11 protein-coding genes and 1 pseudogene are annotated in these 15279 nt (G+C 68.7%); 7 read left to right on the forward strand and 5 right to left on the reverse strand.

The window, feature by feature from the left end:
* Positions 1-732: serine hydrolase domain-containing protein (locus VF697_RS21260; RefSeq protein ID WP_331097768.1), on the reverse strand; the 732-nt coding region annotated here is incomplete at its 3' end.
* 225 nt (positions 733-957) lie between these two features.
* On the opposite strand from VF697_RS21260, the gene VF697_RS21265 reads away from it, so the two are divergent.
* Positions 958-3666 carry a TonB-dependent receptor gene (locus VF697_RS21265; protein ID WP_331097770.1) on the forward strand — a complete coding sequence of 903 codons (2709 nt, stop codon included), beginning with the start codon at positions 958-960 and terminating at the stop codon, positions 3664-3666.
* 145 nt (positions 3667-3811) lie between these two features.
* Here VF697_RS21265 and VF697_RS21270 read toward each other — a convergent pair whose 3' ends face one another.
* Both VF697_RS21270 and VF697_RS21275 read right to left on the reverse strand, forming a co-directional pair.
* A complete protein-coding gene (locus VF697_RS21270; protein ID WP_331097772.1) occupies positions 3812-4369 on the reverse strand; it encodes a hypothetical protein in 558 nt (185 codons plus the stop codon).
* Positions 4370-4506: 137 nt separating this feature from the next.
* Positions 4507-6768 carry a right-handed parallel beta-helix repeat-containing protein gene (locus VF697_RS21275; protein ID WP_331097774.1) on the reverse strand — a complete coding sequence of 754 codons (2262 nt, stop codon included), beginning with the start codon at positions 6766-6768 and terminating at the stop codon, positions 4507-4509.
* A gap of 122 nt (positions 6769-6890) precedes the next feature.
* On the opposite strand from VF697_RS21275, the gene VF697_RS21280 reads away from it, so the two are divergent.
* From VF697_RS21280 to VF697_RS21305, 6 genes are all read left to right on the forward strand, one after another.
* Positions 6891-7070 (forward strand): hypothetical protein, encoded by a 180-nt coding sequence (locus tag VF697_RS21280; protein ID WP_331097776.1) that lies wholly within the window; start codon positions 6891-6893, stop codon positions 7068-7070.
* Entirely contained in the window at positions 7067-7615 is a 549-nt protein-coding gene (locus tag VF697_RS21285) for a hypothetical protein (RefSeq protein WP_331097778.1), read from the forward strand. The genes VF697_RS21280 and VF697_RS21285 overlap by 4 nt, the downstream gene beginning before the upstream one ends.
* Before the next feature lie 429 nt (positions 7616-8044).
* Positions 8045-9742 carry a vanadium-dependent haloperoxidase gene (locus VF697_RS21290; RefSeq protein ID WP_331097780.1) on the forward strand — a complete coding sequence of 566 codons (1698 nt, stop codon included), beginning with the start codon at positions 8045-8047 and terminating at the stop codon, positions 9740-9742.
* Positions 9743-9983: 241 nt separating this feature from the next.
* Positions 9984-11342 carry a hypothetical protein gene (locus VF697_RS21295; protein ID WP_331097782.1) on the forward strand — a complete coding sequence of 453 codons (1359 nt, stop codon included), beginning with the start codon at positions 9984-9986 and terminating at the stop codon, positions 11340-11342.
* Positions 11343-11389: 47 nt separating this feature from the next.
* Complete coding sequence (locus VF697_RS21300) at positions 11390-12604, forward strand: cytochrome P450 (protein ID WP_331097784.1); 1215 nt, start codon at positions 11390-11392, stop codon at positions 12602-12604.
* 31 nt (positions 12605-12635) lie between these two features.
* Positions 12636-13553 (forward strand): DMT family transporter, encoded by a 918-nt coding sequence (locus VF697_RS21305; protein ID WP_331097786.1) that lies wholly within the window; start codon positions 12636-12638, stop codon positions 13551-13553.
* A 25-nt stretch (positions 13554-13578) separates the two neighbouring features.
* Here VF697_RS21305 and VF697_RS21310 read toward each other — a convergent pair whose 3' ends face one another.
* Entirely contained in the window at positions 13579-14412 is an 834-nt protein-coding gene (locus VF697_RS21310) for a hypothetical protein (protein WP_331097788.1), read from the reverse strand.
* Positions 14413-14454: 42 nt separating this feature from the next.
* Positions 14455-15279: pseudogene (locus VF697_RS21315) on the reverse strand (hypothetical protein); the annotation flags it as partial.

The following is a 15279-nucleotide window of genomic DNA, read 5'->3' on the forward strand; positions in this document are numbered from 1 at the left end:
ATTGAGGAGGTGCGGGCGCCGGCCCACCCAGTACGTCCGCGCCACCTGCCCCCGCCACGCGGCCTGTCCGCGGAAGGCCATCTCGCCGAGGCCCGCGGGCGCGAGCAGCTCGCGCGAGCAGAAGGCGTCCAGCGGCTCGCCCACCACGCGCCGCACCACCTCCGCGAGGATCCACCCGAACTCGTTGGGGTGGTAGGCCAGCGTCCCTCTCGGGTGGGTCGGGACGGCCTCCACCAGGGCGCGGAGCACCGCCTCCGGGTCCGCCCACCGCTCGGGCGAGGCGATGAGCCCCGGGAGGAGGACGCCGCCCCGGTGCGTCAGCACGTCCAGGAGCGTGATGGCGCCCTTGCCGTTCGCCGCGAACTCCGGGACGTAGCGCGCCACGGGCGCGTCCAGCGCCACCGCGCCCGCCTCCTCGAGCCGGGCGATGCACAGCCCCACCAGCGGCTTGCTCGCCGAGTGCATGTTGAAGCGCGTGGTGGCCGTGACGGGCACCGGCGCCTCCTCCCCCCGAGCCCCGCGCGCGAGCCCCACCACGACGCTCGCCACCAGGTGCCCCCGCCGACGCACCGCGAGCTGGCCCCCGGGGAAGAGGCCCCGCGCCTGCTGCGCGCGGAAGAGGTCCACCGCCCGCGCGAGCCGCTCCGCGTCCACCCCGACGGAGGCCGGCGGGACAGGAGCGTCGTAGGGGAAGGACGGCAGCGGCGCAGGGGGCGTGTGTATCGCGCTCATGGGGCGCGGCTTAGCAGAACGGAGGGTTGCGCCACAGTTGGGCCAGGAGCCACCGCGAACAGGAGCCCCCCCTGCGACGGGGAGTGCTAGTTTCGTCCGACACCGAGGAGCGCGGCTTCGGGGGGATGCCCGCTCCTCCTCTAGACAGGAGGCACTCCGTTGATGACGTCGAGCAGGTTCGAAAGCATTCCCCAAGCCGTGTGGCAGCGGGCCCTGGTGCTGTGCATGTCCCTCCCCCTCCTGCTCGTCCCCGGACAGGCGGCATGGGCCCAGGAGCCGGCCGCGCCGGTGCAGGAGCAGGGACAGGGCGGGACGGTGCAGGGGCAGGTCACCGCGGCCTATGGAGACCCACTGTGGGGTGTCACCGTGGCGGTGAGGGGCACGAAGCAGAGTGTCCAGACCGACATCAAGGGCAACTACACCCTCACGGGCCTGACTCCGGGTGAGCGCACCCTGGAGGTGCGGGGTGAGGGCTTCATGAGCCAGAGCCGGAAGGTGACGGTGAGCGCGGATGCCCCCGCCCAGGCCAACTTCGCGCTCGAGCTGGATCTCCTGGCGGTGGAGGAGATCGTCGTGACGGCGCAGACGCCGGACCGGAAGATCCGCTCCAGCACGGCCGTCTCGACCCTCAATGAGGAGGAGATCAAGGCCCGCATGCCGCGCAACACCGCGGACCTGATGCGGATCGTCCCCGGCTTCTACGTGGAGAGCTCGGGCGGTGAGGTCGGCGGCAACCTGTTCGTCCGCGGCCTGCCGGCGGATGGCTCCTACCGCTACGTGGCGCTGATGGAGGACGGAATGCCCGTCTTCGACTCGACGGAGCTCTTCTTCGTCAACAACGACATCTTCCTGCGCGTGGACGAGAACATCGAGCGCATGGAGGCGGTGCGCGGCGGCACCTCGGCCCTGTACGGCAGCAACGCGCCCGGCGGCGTCGTCAACTTCATCAACAAGACGGGAGGCGACAAGCTGGCCGGGACGCTCCGGGCCTCCACGGCCACCGCGGGGCTCTACCGCCTCGACGCCAACCTCAACGGCCCCATGGGAGATGACTGGCGCTTCTCCGTCGGCGGCTTCTACCGCTTCGACAATGGCCTGCGGAACCCGGGCTTCCCGGCGTCCACCGGCGGCCAGTTCAAGGGCAGCCTCCTGCGCTCCTTCAATACGGACAAGCTGAACGGGCACGCGCGCGTGACGTTCAAGTACCTCAACGACCGCAACACCTTCTACCTCCCGCTGCCCCTCCGGGGCCGGTTTGGTGGGAACGGCCGGCTGACGGACTACGACTTCGTGGAGGGCTTCCCGGTGGATGGCACGCTGACCTCGCCCGAGGGCGTGAACGCCCAGGTGCCACTGCCTCGCGGGGCGGGCCTGCTCAACCTCCCGCTGGACAACGGCCAGCAGCAGATTGGCGGCTCCGCCATGGCCGAGCTCCGCGTCTACTTCCCCGAGGGACGGTGGGAGGTGCAGAACAACCTCCGGGCGATGCAGATGGATCACAGCTGGAACGCGATGCTGCCGTTCGAGCTGCGGGATGCGGATGCGTGGGCCCGGTCCATCGTGGGCGACGACACGCCCTACCGGCTCACCTGCTCCAACGTGCCCGATGCCCCGGAGTTCGGCACCCCCGGGTGCGCCACGCAGAACAACCTCGTGAACCTGGGCGGCCAGTGGCTGGTGAACAAGCCCATGAGCAACGTGTCCAACCAGCTTCGGTTCATCAAGTACGGCTCGCTGGGCCCCACCGAGCACACGCTCTCCGGTGGCCTCTACCTCGGCTACTACACGGCGGACAACCGCTGGTACTTCAACGACATCGTCACCGACGTGCGCAACCGCCCGCGCTTCCTGGATCTCCAGGTGCTCGATAACGAAGGCAACGTGGTGCGCGGCGTCACCCAGAATGGCTTCCGCCGCTATCTGAGCAACTACACCAACGGCTCGGGCGACGCGACCCTCGCGGCGGCCTTCCTGGGGGATGAGGTCAAGCTCGGCGAGAAGCTCCGCATCGACCTGGCCGGCCGCGTCGAGCGCAACACGTACCAGCAGATCGTGGAGCGGACGGCGGCGTTCAACCTGGGAGACCCCACCACCGGCGCGGATGACGCCGCGTTTTTCGGGACGGGCAGGTTCCAGCGCGTGAACGTGTCGCTCACCGACTGGGCGCTCTCGGGCGGCGTGAACTACGCCCTCTCGGACGCGGCCTCGGCCTATGCCCGCAGCAGCCGCGGCTACAAGATGCCGCTGCTCGACCAGTACCTCACCGCCACGAATCCGAATGACGAGACGTTCCCGCGGACGCCGGAGACGCTGTGGCAGAACGAGGCGGGCCTCAAGCTGGGCGGGCCCTGGTACGCCCTGGCGGCCGTGGCCTACTGGATGCAGATCGAGAACTTCCCCAGCCAGGACGCCCGGGTGGATCCGGAGACGGGGGCCACGAGCTTCGTCACCGCGTACGCGGGCAAGGCGCGGACGCTGGGCCTGGAGCTGGAGGCCGCGGTGCAGCCGGTCCGGTTCTTCCGCGCGCAGGGCATGCTGACGGTGCAGGATCCGCGCTACACGGAGTTCATCGAGGGCGAGGAGGACTTCTCCGGCAACCGCATCCGCCGGATCCCCCAGGTCATCGGCGATCTGACGGGCACCTTCATGTTCGGCAACGCCACCGTCGGCCTCAACTGGAGCTACGTGGGGCACCGGTTCTCGAACAACGCCAACACGGTGGACCTGCTCGGCTTCAGTCAGTTCAACGCCCGGGCCGGGTACACGTATGAGAACTTCACCCTGGACCTGCAGCTCTTCAACGCGCTCAACAGCATTGGCCTCACCGAGGGCAACCCGCGCGTGGACGAGTCGCTCGGAGCCGTGCCGGACATCTTCCTGGCCCGTCCGGTGCTCCCGCGGCGCCTCATGCTGTCGCTGACCGCGCGGCTGTAACGGCGGCGAGCAGCACCCGGTGAACGACGAGCCCGGCGATCCTCATGGGGTCGCCGGGCTTGCTTCATCTCGGGCCTCGGTGGTTGTTCGGCGGCGGCCCAGGTGCTGGTGCGCATGCGATTGAAGAAACCGCGGGTTGTGTGGCTCAGGCGGCGGGGCAACTGATGGGCTTATCTTTGTCGTCAAGCACCAATGCCCCAGGACTGCATTCCGTGGCGCTTCCATCCTGCGTGGTCCAGTTGGTGCCGGTCGGCTTCCAATGCACGCGCAGGCACTCATGGTTGCGAGAACGAAGATCTTGGACGGCGGTGGCCAGGTCGCCCGCTTCCTCGCTGCGAAAGCCCTTGCCGATGTTTGGGTGGAAGCCATAGACCGAGTACTGCCCGTTCCACAGCTCCTTCGCTCGGCCTTCCAGACTTTCTTCGATTTTACCACGCGAAAGGTCCAGAAGGACTCGCGCGCACGCCGTCGAAGACTCGCCGTTTTTTCGACACCCATCGTAGAAGGAGGTCATGCAGTTGGTGGCGTTGCCTTTGATCGTCAGGTAGACGCCTCCCGTACCCGCTGCGAGCCTATGGTAAGGCCCATCGATAGCCTCCCTCACCTTCTGGAGCTTGCCGCATCCCGCCAGCAGTGCGAAGGATGCAAGCGCGAGTACAGCTGTTGGTGCGATTCGACCGTGCTTCCTGATGTTCCAGTTCATGTTGATTTGCTCGGTGGACTGATGCCCGGTGTGGCTGTGTTGGCCTTGGCTTTCAGGAACTTCATCAGTGTGTGTTTCCTTGGTGTGTAGCTCCTTTCGCCCCTTCGGGTGCCCTCTCCGCGCGGGCCGTCGGGCGGTCACCCGTTGCGCACCGTGACAACGATGGGCGGGCTCTTGACGACCGTGCGGGTCGTGCCCTCCACCATGACGACATGGGCTCGGATCTCGTACGGGCCATCAGCCACGGCGGTCGAGTTCCAGACGACGGCGTACCCGAACCCTCGGTTGCCCGTCGAGCCCACGTTTGTCGTCGTCGTGGAGCCGACCCGGTTGAGGTGGTACTCGACACGGGTCACCCTCGCTGGGTCCGGCACGCTGGTGGCCAGGACCGCTTCCGGGCCACTGACCGTCGACCCGTAGGCCGGTACTCGCAGTTGCAGCGTCGGCCACGCCAACGCGCCCCGGTCGACGGGGGCCGGGGCGGCGGGCACGCCGACAGCGGCGGCCACAGCGGCCGGCAGCGGGTCCCCGCTTGCCCGGGCCGGGCTACTGGCCAGCAAGGAGAAGTCGCCGGCCGCCGCGTTGACGAAGAAGGGGTCCGCCACCTGCTCGAATGCCAGGCCGTGATCTTCGGTCGCGGTGAAAGCCTGCACCGACGCCAGGCTGGTGTGGTCGACGTGGAAGGGGCCACCCTGGGCCGCCACGCGGGGGTGCAGCCATCCGGCGAACGTTGCCGGCGTGGGCGGGCCGCCGACGGTCGACCGGTGGTAGCCGTTGTGATCCATGGCGGTGATGAAGGTGTCTGCGGGCACCCGAGCTGCCAGGTCCGCGACGCCCGTGGAGGAGTTGAACAGCCGCCTCGAACCCGCACCGCCGATGAGGTTGTTTTTGATCACCACGCCGCGGGTCCGCCACCGCTCGACGCACCCCGTCTGGGTGCAACGTTGCAGATCGAATACGACCAACTCGGCGCCGAACAGCTCACCGGCTCGGGTGTCGGCGTTGCCGTACAACGTGTTGTTGTAGATCTGCACCCCGTCCGCCCCGCCGATGGACAATCCGGCTTCGGTGTTGCCGGTCAGCACGTTGGAGGCGATGATCGCCCGCTGCGAGACCTCGTAGAAGATGCCGTTCCCGGTGTTGTTGCGACTGACGTTGCGGGTGATGGTGGCGTCGGCACAATCCAGGTCACACCAGAAACCGCTGCCGTCGTTGTGGTCGAAGATGTTGTCGCGAACGGTCAACGGCGAAGTGGAGGTGACCTTGACCCCGGCGGCGTTCTCGGCCTCGCCACCGGTCAGGGTGTCGTGCAGCCCCTCGGTGTTGTTACGAAAGACGCGGTTGCCCTCGAAGGTCAGCCCGCCAGCGGTACCGGTGATGTTGGCGCCGACAAAGCCGTTCTCCGCGAGCACGTTGTCGCGGATCACCGCGCCGGTGGCCTTCACCGCGGTGAGGGCGGTGGAAGCGGATTGCGTGAGGGTATTGTTCTCCACCCGCGTGTTCGACACGTTGTCGAGCAGCACGACACCTCCCTTCGGAGGGCGCTCCGTCGACTGCTTCGCCGTCTGCTCCTCGGAGGCGTAGTGCTTGAACCCGAGCCCCTGGATGACGGTTCCGCTACCGCCGGTCCCCGGACCAAAGCCCGAGACGTGCAGGGCCAGGTCGCGATTCGAGGCGTCGATCCTGGCACCGGTCGGCGAGTCACCGATGTAGAGGTGTCCGAGCTCGGTGTCGACGAAGAACCGACCGGGGCCCACCTCGGCGAGGGTCGCCACCTGGCGCAGCGGTTGATCATTGCGGAACACCATGTCCTGGGCACCGGCCATGGGGTAGGTCGGGTTGTTCAGTGACGGGTGCTTGCAGAACTTGTCGCCACGGCCGTCGGTCGGTCGCTGGCAGAAGCGGGTGGTCCACCCGGTGCGGCGCCAGCGGTTGGTCCCGACCGAGGACCAGCCCGTGACCCTGACACTGCCCTTCAGCCAGACCTTCTCGCGGCCATGGGGCTGAATCGTGACGGGGAAGTTGATGGTGTAGGGGCCGGTCGAGCCCGCGGCCTCGGCCCCTTCTTCGTAGGTACCGCCCCGCAGGACGACGGTGGCCGGTCGGGGGCCCTCCTTGGCCACGATCAGCGCTCGGCCCAGGGTCTTGAACGGCGTGTTGATTGAACGCCCGTCGGCGGCGTCGTTACCGTTACCGGTGGGCGAGCTCGAGACGAAGTACACCGACCCGACCGTGGGCACCGGGTAGTCGACGTTCTTGGGGTTGGGTTGGAGGGTGGGCGCCTGAGCCATGGCCGGGTCGAAGGGCGCGGCGTGGGCGGCTGGACTGGCGACCACGGCACCGAGCAGGCTGACGCCCAGTGCGGCGGCGCTCGCCTTGGTTCTCAGGAGCTTCATCATGGATATTTCTCTTTCGGAGCTTCGTTTTCCTTCACTTGGATTGACGAGGCCCGAGAGAAATGTGACGGCCGGTGATACAGACTTGACGTGTCACGTCAGTCATTGGACTTGGAGACAGGGACATGACGCAGCCGGCCAGAGATGTTTATGTATTCTCGCAGGTGGAGGTCACCATGCCCAACCGCTACGAGGGCGCCAGCATCATCAAGCACGGCGACTATTATTACCTGCTCGGCTCCGCCACCCACTGCTGCAACGGCCCAATCAGCGGCTACAGCGTGTTCGCTGGGCGCTCCCAATGATCGCCGGACGGCGGAGGGATCCGGGGGCAGCGGGGCTCGGCGCACTGCTGCTGGGTCTGCTGGCCACGCCGTGGATCTATGCGACGTTGTTCGGCGCGCTCTCCGCGTTTCCGTCGCCCTTCGCCGCTGTGGTGACGCCCCTGCTGCTCGGAGCGACGCTCGATCTCGCGCTGGAAGCGTTCGCTCGTCTCCGAGGCTTCGGACGGATACGGCTGATCGGGGCGACGATTTCTGCGGTGGTCGTGCTCACGAGCCTCGGGGTGTTGTCGAAATTCACCTTGCTCAACCAGGCGGAGCGGCTGGGTTTATTCGCGACCGTCTGGTTCGGGGCCTCACTGGTCTGGCTCGTCGTCTCGCTGCCGCTGGGGGAAGTCGGGCCGGAAGCGCTCCTGCGCTCGCGCCTGACCTCGTCGGCGCGACAGCGGGCCGCGCTGGTGGTAACGGCGCTCATCCTGTTCGGAGTGCTGTCCGCCTTCTCCTGGCGCTACCTGACGACGCCGGCGGGTTTCATCGGGGGCCCGCCCTCGCCGGATCCTATCGGGTGATACGAGTCGTCTGATACGAGTCGTCTGGATTTGGCCCAAATACGCTCCAACAAGACCCGAGTTGGGGGTGGGCTCGGCTCAGAGCGGCGGAAATCGAACCTGCCGCCTCCAGGCGCACTCCCTGCAGCGGCGGCTGCGCTGGACGGAGGTGGACGTGCGGCCCCCTCCCCGAAAGCAGCCCCGATGCGCCTTCCTGGAGGGCTTCTCCCTGCACGCCAACACGCCTGAAGGGCCTGGTGGACGACTCCCTGCTGCGCGAGGTGATGGCCGCTCCGAGCGCGGCTCCCGACGCGGGGCCGTGAGCCCGGTGTGCCTGCCCTCCTGCCGAGATGCTCGGTGGCATCTCACACAACCCGGCAAGCCCATCAACCCGTCAGCGGAAACGGCGGGTGCTCGAATGCCTCGAGCCCGGCTTTCCGGGAGATTGACATGAAAGAGGCCATCACCCCCCTCAGCCCCAAGAAGCGCCGCGAGGAAGCCGAGGAGATTCGCGAGAAAGCCACCGACATCTCGCAGACCGAGTCCCTGCCCAAGCAGATGACTAATGGCGAGGAGGACGAGTACCTCCAGAAGCTCAAGTTCCCCGTGGCCAACTTCACCAAGGGGTTGCACCACAACGCCACCACGGGCGAGGTGAAGCTCGCGGACTACGAGAAGCTTCGGGACGCGCTCCAGAGCGGCAAGGAGAAGGACTTCGCCCAAATTCCCCTCTCACCGGAGGCGGGCCGCAAGTGGACCGCCCCACAGACGGGGCTGGCTTTCGACCTAGAGGGCCGCGATGCCTGGTCGCACGCCATCGCCCCCGTGCCGAAGCTCGACAGCCGGAAGAACGACGGGGAGATGGTGGAGCTGTACTGGATGGCGCTGCTGCGCGACGTGCCCTTCATCACCTACGACTCGGACCCGGGCGTGAAGGCCGCCACGCTGGAACTCGGGGCGCTCCGCCAGGAGGGGCGCGACAAGGACAAGCAGGACATCTTCGACAGCCCGCGCTTGAAGAGTATCACCCCCGCCACCGTCTTCCGCGGCCTGACCGAGGGCGACCTCCAGGGCCCCTACCTCTCGCAGTTCCTGCTGCACGACACGCCGTTCGGCTCGCAGACCATCGACGCGCGCCAGCGCACCCTGCCGCCGGGGCTCGACTACATGACGAAGTTCGCGGACTGGCTGAAGGTCCAGAACGGCGCCAACACGACCCTGCCGGATGACACGCTCCTCGAGCCGGCGGTGGTGGGCAAGCGCTACATCCGCAGCCTGCGGGACCTGGCGCGCTATGTCCACGTGGACCAGCTCCACCAGGCCTACTTCAACGCGGCGCTCCTGCTGCTGCAGGCGGCCAACCTCCAGTTCGACGACGGCAACCCGTACGTGGGCGACAACATCAGCGCGAAGAACCAGATGGGCTTCGGCGTCTTCGGAGACCCGGCCCTGCTCGTGCTGCTCACCGAGGTGGCCACCCGGGCGCTCAAGGCCGTCTGGTTCCAGAAGTGGTTCGTCCACCGCCGGTTGCGTCCCGAGGAGTGGGGGGGCCGCATCGACGTCGCCCGACGCAAGGTGGTGTCCAACTACCCGGTGAACCAGCGACTGCTGGACTCGCAGGCGCACCAGCGCATCCTGAGCAAGTACGGCTCGTCGCTGTTGCCGCAGGCCTTCCCCGAGGGCAGTCCGATGCACCCGGCGTACGGCACCGGCCACGGCACCGTGGCGGGTGCGTGCGTCACCGTCATCAAGGCCTGGCTCAAGGGCGGCGAGCAGCGCATCAAGGACCTGAAGCGTCGCGATGGCAGCCCGCTCGTCCCCCTCAAGGTGCCCGCGGCGGACGGCATGTCGCTCGTGGACTACACCGGTCCGGACGCGGATGCGCTCACCGTGGACGGCGAGCTCAACAAGCTCGCGGGCAACATCGCCATCGCCCGTAACGGGGCCGGCGTCCACTGGCGCAGCGACTACACCCAGGCCGTCCGCCTCGGTGAGGAGGTGGCGCTCGGCGTCCTGCGCGAGCAGAGCATCCTCTACAACGAGAAGAACCACTTCACCGTGGTCGCCTTCGACGGTCGCCACATCCGCATCGAGGACGGGAAGGTCAAGGTCACCTCCACGCCCAAGGACGTGGCCGACGCGGCCTAGTCACCGGCCCACCGGGGCGGCAGCGCGGACTGCCTTCCACCGACTGGCTCCTGACGCCTTCCCCTCGGGAGGGCTCAAGTTGGCCTCCATGCCCAGGGCGGATTCCAGGGGCCGACGGCACCGCGCGCCCGGGAAGAGATGCCCCGGCTCGGACGTCCTCAGGCTGGTGCCTTTTCTCCGCTTCCTCTCCTGGCTGCTCCTGGGTACCGCCTGCGCGGTGTGGGTGGTGGCAGCCGGTGTCGTGACCCTCTGGCCTCAGCACCCCACCGGTGTGCGTCAGTCGAGGTGGTGGGACGCGGCGGGCCAACCCCTCGTGGCGGCGCCCCAGGGCTGCGGCCGTGACGCGCGCTTTCCCCTGCTGGTCCACGACAGCCGGGTGTGGATCCCCTGCACGGCCACGCCCGACCTTCCGGGAGGCGGCTTCGCCCTGCTCCAGCCAGCGCGAGGAGAGGCCCGCCTGCTGGCCCCCCTGCCCGACCGCCTGTCGCTCGATCGTGTCGAGGGCCTGCTTCCGGGGCCCGGCGGCCTCGTGGGGATCGTGTATCGAGCCAGCACGCGCACGCCGACGCCGGGTGGGGTGGTCGAGGTTCTCGTGGCGGGCGTGGCGGGGACGAAGGGCTGGCAGGAGCCTCCGCAGCGGCTCCCGGGCGGGGCTGGGAGTCGACTGCTGGGCATGGGCTGGTCGGGCAGTCGGCTGGAGGTGGCGCTCGCGCCGGCACGAGGCGAGGACACCCGAGCGGAGGCCGCGGACGCGGTGCTCGTCCAGGTGGGGGACACGGAGCTCCCCCGCACCGTCACCCGCGAGGAGATGTGCCTGCACCGCACCGAATGCGTCGTGCATGCGGCCTTCCGAATGGGCTGGGGGCAGGGCTGGCGCTTCCTCGTGGAGGACGGAGGCGCCCTGCGACAGGTGGAGGAGAGCGGAGTCGGCGAGGCGGAGGGACAGCCCCTCCAGTTGCTGTCCGGGCTCGACCTGCGCGTGGCCGGGCGTCTGAGGCCGCCGCGTACACCGGCCACCCATCGGCTCGAGCCGGACGGCAGCATCCTCCCCGCCGAGCCGCTACCGGTCGGGCTGCGCCTCCTGCCCGCGCCCGTGGTGGCCGATGGCACCCGACTCGTGCCCCTCCCCCGCTTCCTGCCGGAACAGGGCTCGGGCGTGCTCCATGAGTGGCGGGGCCAGCGGTGGCACACGGTCGCCGACACGGAGGGCACGCTGCGGGTGGGTGGAGGCACCGGAGCGCCGGCCGCCGTCGCCCGACTCGAGGGCCGCTGCCCTACCCTGCCCTTGGGCTACCTCGTGCCCTCGCGCCAGGGACTCACGCTGCTCACGCCCGACGGGTGCCACGTGGGCCTCACCCCGTCGGGACAGCGCGAGGATCCGCTGGGACTGCTCGAGCACCTCGAACGCAGCGGCTCCCCCTCCGCCGTGCCCGCGCTGCTCTGGGTCCTGCTCGGACTGCCGCTGCTGCTCGTCCCGGCGGGCCTTCCGGGTTGGCCCCGCACCGCCCAGCGCCGACCGCTCGTCAGGGCACTGCTCGCTTCCAGCTATCTGGGCAGTTCGCTACCGCTCATGCTGTGGCTGCGGCCTCTCCTGTCCTGACACGCGCCTGACCGGACCGTGTTAGAGCGTCGTGCGCGAGGACCCTCATGCAAACCCTCATGCCGCCCGATTTCAATTCGCAGCGCTTCAAGGCCAACCCGTTTCCGTTCTACGCGCGCTTGCGCGAGGAGGCGCCCGTCTTCCGCATCAAGGGCTTCGCCAACGAGACGGGCTGGATGGTGACCCGCTACGACGACGTCAACAGGGTGTTGAAGCACGCGAGCCTCAGCAAGGATCGCATTGGCAACATGACCCCGGAGCAGCGGGCCCGGATGCCCTGGTTCGTGAAGCTCTTCGAGCCGCTCTCGCAGAACATGCTCAGCCGGGATCCTCCGGATCACACCCGGCTCCGAGCGCTCGTGCACAAGGCCTTCACGCCGCGGTTGATCGAACGGCTGCGCTCCCGCGTCCAGACCCTGTCGGACGGGCTGCTGGACAAGGCCCAGCGCAAGGGCTCCATGGACCTCGTCGCGGAGTACGCGCTGGTGGTGCCGGTGACCATCATCGCCGACATGCTGGGCGTCCCCTCGGGCGACTACCGGAAGTTCCAGCGCTGGTCCAACCGGCTCACCTCGAATACGAACATGCGGGACGTGCTGTTCTCCGTCCCGAGCATCGTGATGTTCACCCGCTACCTGCGGAAGCTCGTCGAGCAGCGGCGCTCGTCCCCGGGGGACGATCTGCTCACGGCCCTCATCCAGGCGGAGGAGGCGGGCGACACGCTGACGCCGGACGAGCTGGTCAGCATGGTGTTCCTCCTGCTCGTGGCCGGGCACGAGACCACGGTGAACCTGATCGCCGGCGGCACACTCGCCCTCCTCCAACACCCCGAGCAGTTGGAGCGACTGCGGAAGGACCCCGGCCTCATCGAGCCGGCGGTCGAGGAGCTGCTGCGCTACGCGAGCCCGGTGGAGATCTCCACCGAGCGCTTCGCGCGCGAGGACATCTCCGTGAGTGGGGTGACGATTCCACGCGGGGACCTGGTCTTCGCCGTCCTCGCCTCCGCCAACCGCGACGAGCGCCACTTCGAGGATCCGAACACGCTCGACCTGGGCCGCGAGCCCAACAAACATGTGTCCTTCGGGATGGGGATCCACTATTGCCTGGGGGCGCCGCTCGCGCGACTCGAGGGGCGGATCGCCATCCAGACGCTGGTGAACCGGTTCCCCCAGCTGCGCCTGTCAAAGCCAGCGGAGTCGCTGAAGTGGCGCACGGGCATCCTCATGCGCGGGCCGAAGAAGCTCCCGGTCTCACTCGCCTAGAGACGTCCATGGAGCGAACGGGAGCAAAGTCTTGAGCGAGCGGAGGGGTACCGATGCTTTCTCCTTTCAGCTGATGCTCATCCTCTGCGCGAGCTGGGGCTTGCAGCAGGTGGCGATCAAACTGGCGGCCCCGGACATCGCGCCGATCATGCAGGCCTCCACGCGCTCGGGAATCGCCGCGCTGCTGGTCGCCCTGTTGATGTGCTGGAAAGGCGGCTGGGAGGGACTCCGTCAGGGCACCGTGCCCGCGGGCCTCTTGGCCGGGGCGCTGTTCTCCCTGGAGTTCCTGCTGATCGCCGTGGGTCTGGAGTACACCACGGCCGGGCATATCGCGGTGTTCCTCTACACCTCGCCCATCTTTTCCGCCCTGGGGTTGCACCTGCTGTTGCCGGGCGAGCGCCTGCGCCGTCTGCAATGGCTGGGGATCGGCCTGTGTTTTGTCGGCATCGCGGTGGCTTTCGGTGGCGGCATCTCCCTGGCCGAGATGGATTCGCGAATGCTGCTGGGCGATGCCCTGGGGCTCCTGGCGGGTATGGCCTGGGGTGCCACCACCGTGGTGATACGTGCTTCGAAGCTGTCGGAGGCCCCCGCGAGCCTGACCTTGTTCTACCAGCTCGCGGCCGCCTTCGTGCTGTTGCTGTTGCTCGCTGTCGCGAACGGTCAGGTGCGCCGGGTCGAGCTGACTCCGCTGGCGGTTGGCAGCGTGCTGTTCCAGGGCGTGGTGGTGTCCTTCATCAGCTACCTCGCCTGGTTCTGGCTGCTCCGCCGTTATCTGGCTTCGAACCTGGCGGTGTTTTCCTTCATGACCCCGCTGTTCGGCGTCACCCTGGGGGTGGTGATTCTCGATGAGCCCTTGTCCTGGAACTTCGTCGGGGGCGCCGTGCTGGTGCTGTTGGGGATTACCCTGGTGAGTGGAGAAGCCTGGTTCAGACGATGGCTTCAGCCGTGAGGGTTGCCTTCTGGCCGCGCTGCGCCTACTTCGCCGCGGCCGGCTCCGTGGGCAGCACGAAGCTGGTGACGAGCAGCGCGCCAGACACTCCGGCGAAGACGCCCGAGAGCGCGAACCGGGTGTTGGCGCTGCTCCGGAGCGCCTTCGCCTGCTCGTAGGTCCAGGCGGAGACTCCCGGCACCCGCTCGTCCTGGAGCCGCGAGGCCTGCACCCACCCCAGCACCAGGAAGGTGACGGCGGCCGCCCCGGCCACCCCGGCCCCTACCCGGGTGACGGTCACGGGTACCGGCATGGGCTGGGTGAGCGCGTTCCCGCCGGGAACGGACGAGGGGGACAGCTTCGCCCCGGACGAGGCCCGGGGCGTGTCCGTCAGCTCCTCGAGGCCTGGGACGCCCGTGCCGGCCATCTTGAGCTCCTGGCTGGCGCTCTGGAAGGCCGAGTCCAGCTCCGTGGGCCGCAGGGCGGACACGGTGTAGCTCCGTTTGAAGAGGACACGGCCCTCGCGCGTCTCTATCAGCGAGATGCGCATGGGCAGGTCATCGAAGACCTTGCTCGAGTCGATGGTCACCACCGCCGCCACACCGAGGTGACGTCCCAGCTGCGCGAAGCACTCGGGCTTGCCCTGGCAGTCCTCCGGGGAGCGCTGCGTCCCGAGCTGGGTGATGGCCTCGACCGGGTCCATCGTCACCGGCATCCTCGCGTTTTGCAGGGCCTTGGAGAGCCGATCCGCCAGGGTGACGGCCTCGATGGGCGTGAGGCCCTCGTTGCGGGAGACCATCACCACCAGCCCCTTCACCTCGGTCTCACCCGCCGGGGCGGGGGTCTGCGCGACGAGCAACGCCAACACCAGGGAAAACATGGGGGCGCATGCTGGCATACGCCGCGTCCCGAGGCGAGGACGTCAGTTGCCCAGGTACTGGCGCTCCCAGATGTCGAGGTTGCGCTGCACCTGCTTGCGCTCCTCGGAGGTCGACGCGCTCGCGGCCCTGCCGCGGACCTTCTTCAGCAGATCGCGCGCGCTCTGCTTCTCGTCCGCGGGCAGCGAGCTCGCGCGCAGCTTCCGCTCCAGCCGCTCGATGCGCGCCAGCAGGGGCGACTTGCGCTCGGTGCCGACCCGGGACGGGCCGCTCGCGCTCGGAGGGGCGACATTCTCGATGGGGGTCGCGGCCACCACCGCCTGCGTGACAACCGGTGGGGGGCTGGGGTTGGCGGCGGGCTCGGGGGCCGGAGTCTCGGCCATGGGAACGGCCGCGGAGGCGGCCACCGGCTCCGGGGCCGAACGGCGCAGCATCAACGTCGCCACGCCCGACGTGAGCAGCACCAACCCGGCGGCCACTCCCACCATCCGGACGGTGCGGGCGCGTGACATGCCGGGCGAGCCCGCGCTCACCACCGGTGTCCCCTGCTGAGGCGAGGGCCGCGCCGGTTCCGCGCCAGGCAAGGCGAGGCTGCGCATCTCACGGGAGGGGCCCGCTCCGTTCGACAGCGGGAGCGCGCTGGAGATCTCCTGGAGTTCGGCCCGCACCTGCTCCGCCGAGGGGCGCGCCTGCGGAGCCTTCTCCAGCAGCTTCAGCACGAGTTGCGCGAGCGCGGGGGGCAGCTCTGGCCGCAGCGTGAGGGGCGAGGGCGGCGCGTGCTCCAGGTGGTGGACGAGGTACTCCGCGGCGACCCGGGCCGTGAAGGGGAGCTGCCCGGTGAGCAGCTGGAAGAAGATGATGCCGAACGC

It is taken from the genome of Archangium sp. (assembly GCF_036388035.1).
GTDB lineage: Bacteria > Myxococcota > Myxococcia > Myxococcales > Myxococcaceae > Archangium.